We start from the raw sequence: 3,792 nt of genomic DNA, 5'->3' as shown, positions 1-3,792 counted from the left end.
AAGGCTGTTGATTTTCGTTCCAGGCGCTTCGCTTTCCGCGGGGCTGGCGCTGAGCCTCCTCGTCGCTTCGCTCCTGCGGGGTCTCACCTGACCAGCTGCTCCCGCAGGAGTCTGCGCGCCTTCCACTACAATCAACAGGTTTTTAAAAACAACATTGAACTTTAACAGAGTCTTATTTTTTGAAAAGTAACTGTTAGGAAGGGATTTTATGTCATCAAAGCTTTTAAGAGGGACGTTTATTTTAACGCTTGGTACAATCATTTCTAAGGTACTGGGGCTGTTTTATGTTATTCCCTTTTACGCCATCGTTAAAGAACATGGTACCGCTCTTTATTCGTTTTCTTATATCCCATATACGATTTTTATAAGTATAGCAACTGCTGGCGTACCGCTGGCTGTTTCAAAATTCATTGCTAAATACAATGCGATGGAAGAATATGCGGTTGGCAGGAAGCTGTTTAAATCTGGGCTTGTTGTCATGCTCGCGAGCGGGATTATTTCTTTTCTGATTATGTATATGACAGCACCATTCCTTGCGGAGATTTCGATTAGTTCTACTAAAAAGAATCTGGAAATAAGTGTCGAAGACGTAACAACCGTCATTAGGGCGGTCAGCTTTGCACTGATTGTGGTTCCTTTTATGAGCTTGATCCGAGGTTTTTTCCAGGGGCACCAATCAATGGGACCTTCAGCAGTATCACAGGTTGTTGAACAAATTGTCAGGATTGTATTTTTACTTGCTGGAGCATATGTCGTCCTTAATTGGTTAAATGGAAGCTTGGTAACTGCAGTGAGTGTAGCAACATTTGCCGCTTTTATAGGTGCACTCGGCAGCCTCGCGATTTTAGGATGGTATTGGTTTAAGAGGAAGCCTCATCTTGATGAGCTTTTAAAAGAGGATAAAGGTACGCTTGATATATCCCTAAAGGATATTTACAAGGAAATATTGCTCTATGCAGCTCCATTCGTTTTTGTCGGAATAGCCAATCCTTTATTCCAATTCATAGATCAGATTACGTTCAGCAGGGCTATGGGCTCAATTGGGCTTGAAGACCAGGCGCAGGCCGCGTTTTCTATTTTGAATTTTGAATCACATAAGCTAGTGATTATTCCCGTATCGCTGGCAACCGCTTTTTCGTTAACACTTGTACCGAGCATCACAAAGTCTTTTGTCGAAAACGACCGAAAGGGTATGAGACGACAGCTGGACCAGACCTTCCAGGTGCTCATGTATTTGACTGTTCCAGCCACAGTTGGACTGGCACTTCTTGCAGAGCCAATGTTCACTGTGTTCTATGAGCATAAGGATTTAGGCACAGAGGTATTGAGGACATACGCTCCTGTTGCGATTTTGTTTGCTCTCTATTCGGTGACTGCGGCAATCCTGCAGGGAATCAATGAGCAGCGATTTACAATTTTAAGTCTGCTGACAGGATTATTGGTCAAGCTAAGCTTGAATATCCCATTGATAAAATTATTTGAAACACAGGGAGCCGTTCTATCAACCGCACTTGGCTACACAGCAGCCATTGTGATAAACATGTTTGTTATCAAAACTTTTGCAAGGTATCCTATGGGATTTGTCGCTCGAAGGATTGCATTAATCATTACCTTTTCTGGCTTGATGGCCGGGGTCACGATGGCATTCTATCAAGTGCTGGTCCAGTTCCTTTCTCCGGCTTCAAAGTTCCAGTCGGTTGTCATAATTGTAATCTCAGCATTAGTAGGAGCAGTGGTTTATTTTTACCTCGGGCTAAGGACAAAGCTTGTGGACAAGCTTTTTGGAGATCGTGTAACTAAAATCAAGCGTAAGCTGAGGCTGCCGGTATAATAGAAATGGCCTTCTGGATTGAAGGCCATTTTTACATATATCTTAATAATAAAACTGCTGGCTTTCTTCACGGATGCCTAAGCGGCGCTCAATTCGATCAATCCTGCGGTCAATCCGGTCGATTTGATTATTTAGTCTTTCAACCTGGCGCTCAAGACGGTTTAGTCTTTGCTCAAATTGTCCTCCCGGGAATCCTCCTCCAGGACCTCCAGGAAATCCTCCACCTGGCACGCCTGGTAGCGGGATAAACAAGCCTTGACCTTGCTGACGGTAGTTCATAGTGGTCATCTCCTCGTTAATTAAGGCTCTTTTCGTACATACTGTTGTATGTGAAAGGCATCCATCCAACTGTTTTGATGGAAATAATGATAGGAATGTAGAGATGCCTCTGAATCCTTATTCATAATGGATTACTTTTTTATGCGAAAAACAACAATGTATGCGAAAACTGCCTCATATAAAGTAAAGTATGATATTAGTCTATGTTTAAAAATGGAATAGGAATGGGCGCATGCCTAATAGAAAATAGGAGGTTCGCGATGAGAATCGATAAAATTCTTTCGAATCTTGGTTATGGCAGCAGGAAAGATGTGAAGAAGCTTTTGAAAGACGGTGCCGTTAAAGTGAATAACGTAGTCGTTAAGGATGCCAAACAGCATGTCGATCCTGAGAAGGATTCTATGACATTGAACGGAGAAGAAATTCAATACAGGGAATTTATTTATTTGATGATGAACAAACCGCCAGGCGTCATCTCCGCAACAGAGGACAATCGTGATGAAACAGTAATCGATCTTCTTGGAGTCGAGGACCTAGTGTTCGAGCCATTCCCTGTTGGCAGGCTTGATAAGGATACTGAAGGCCTCTTGCTGATCACCAATGACGGACAACTGTCTCACAGGCTTTTATCGCCTAAGAAACATGTTCCAAAAACTTATTTTGCGGTTATCGATGGAGAAGTGACAGACGAGGATATAGAAGCGTTCAAAAATGGGGTCACCCTTGATGATGGCTATGAAACGAAGCCGGGTGAGCTTGTTATTTTAAAATCAGGACTCACATCGGATATTGAGCTGACCATTACCGAAGGAAAGTTCCATCAGGTAAAGCGGATGTTCCAGGCCGTTGGCAAAAGGGTAATCTACCTGAAACGCTTGTCTATGGGACCGCTAGCGCTTGATGAAACACTCGAACTCGGTGAATACAGGGAGCTTACTGATGAGGAGCTTGATATGCTCATGATGTACGAACCTAAATAGCTTTTCGTGTTATACAAAAAAAGAAATCGCCCTAATGCAGGCGATTTCTTTTTATATTTACGATGACATCTTTACCTTTTTCTGGGTCGTTGTCCATTTACCTCGGCTAGGACTTTTCACTAAGTCGTTATAAGCCAGGACATTCAAATCCCTCTGGATGGTTCGAGGTGTAATCCCAAACTCCTCTACAAGATCTTGAGTTGTGACAGTACCATTCTGACATATAAACATGTAGATGGATTTGATGCGGTTTATCATCCGGTTAGTCGAAGGTTTCAAACAACCACTCCCTATCCTTTATTAAACCCCTTGTCATTTTCCTGCAACCGACAACTGATTGAAGACGAATCCTCAAGTATGTAGTTTTCTTCTTTCCAGACAGCTCCTTTAGCGTCCTTTTTTAAAGGCAGTTATAAGATGTCCTACCTTTTGGACTATTTTAACGCTAAATAAAATAAAATTCCAGATAATTCACTGTTTTTTACAAAAAAATAATAACTCGACTATTCACTTCCTCCTTCCTAATAATCTTTATACTTAACGATATGGCTTTAAACAGGCTAAATATGACAAAAGTTTGAAAATTGAGAAAAGTATCCCAGATGTTAGGAATTGCCGAAAATACTTTCTCAACAATAGAGCCTGAAATTCCACAGAGTTTACGGGAAGAACCAATTAAGAGTAAAATAAATTCAAGTTTTC

General features: G+C 41.7%; 4 protein-coding genes. 2 read left to right on the top strand and 2 right to left on the bottom strand.

Going from position 1 to position 3,792, the window contains the following annotated elements:
* Positions 1-208 precede the first annotated feature (208 nt).
* The gene (locus WB217_RS00215) at positions 209-1,831 is read left to right on the top strand and encodes a putative polysaccharide biosynthesis protein (protein WP_423989524.1); all 1,623 of its coding nucleotides are present in this window, start codon (positions 209-211) and stop codon (positions 1,829-1,831) included.
* A 42-nt stretch (positions 1,832-1,873) separates the two neighbouring features.
* Here WB217_RS00215 and WB217_RS00210 read toward each other — a convergent pair whose 3' ends face one another.
* Positions 1,874-2,110: a hypothetical protein gene (locus WB217_RS00210; protein WP_423989522.1), complete on the bottom strand. Its 237-nt coding sequence runs from the start codon at positions 2,108-2,110 to the stop codon at positions 1,874-1,876.
* Positions 2,111-2,370: 260 nt separating this feature from the next.
* Between WB217_RS00210 and WB217_RS00205 the strand changes: the two genes are divergently transcribed.
* Entirely contained in the window at positions 2,371-3,090 is a 720-nt protein-coding gene (locus WB217_RS00205; RefSeq protein ID WP_423989518.1) for a 16S rRNA pseudouridine(516) synthase, read from the top strand.
* 57 nt (positions 3,091-3,147) lie between these two features.
* On the opposite strand, the gene WB217_RS00200 is transcribed toward WB217_RS00205, so the two are convergent.
* A complete protein-coding gene (locus WB217_RS00200) occupies positions 3,148-3,369 on the bottom strand; it encodes a DeoR family transcriptional regulator (RefSeq protein WP_207500860.1) in 222 nt (73 codons plus the stop codon).
* Positions 3,370-3,792: the final 423 nt, after the last annotated feature.

This window comes from Mesobacillus sp., assembly GCF_049588175.1.
In the GTDB taxonomy this organism is placed as follows: Bacteria; Bacillota; Bacilli; order Bacillales; family Cytobacillaceae; genus Mesobacillus.
This window is presented reverse-complemented; position numbering and strand designations above follow the sequence as displayed.

What these genes read in the sequence shown, in the direction of transcription:
- WB217_RS00215 (WP_423989524.1), top strand. Translation starts at nt 209, where the DNA reads ATGTCATCAAAGCTTTTAAGAGGGACGTTTATTTTAACGCTTGGTACA.
- WB217_RS00210 (WP_423989522.1), bottom strand. Translation starts at nt 2,110, where the DNA reads ATGAACTACCGTCAGCAAGGTCAAGGCTTGTTTATCCCGCTACCAGGC.
- WB217_RS00205 (WP_423989518.1), top strand. Translation starts at nt 2,371, where the DNA reads ATGAGAATCGATAAAATTCTTTCGAATCTTGGTTATGGCAGCAGGAAA.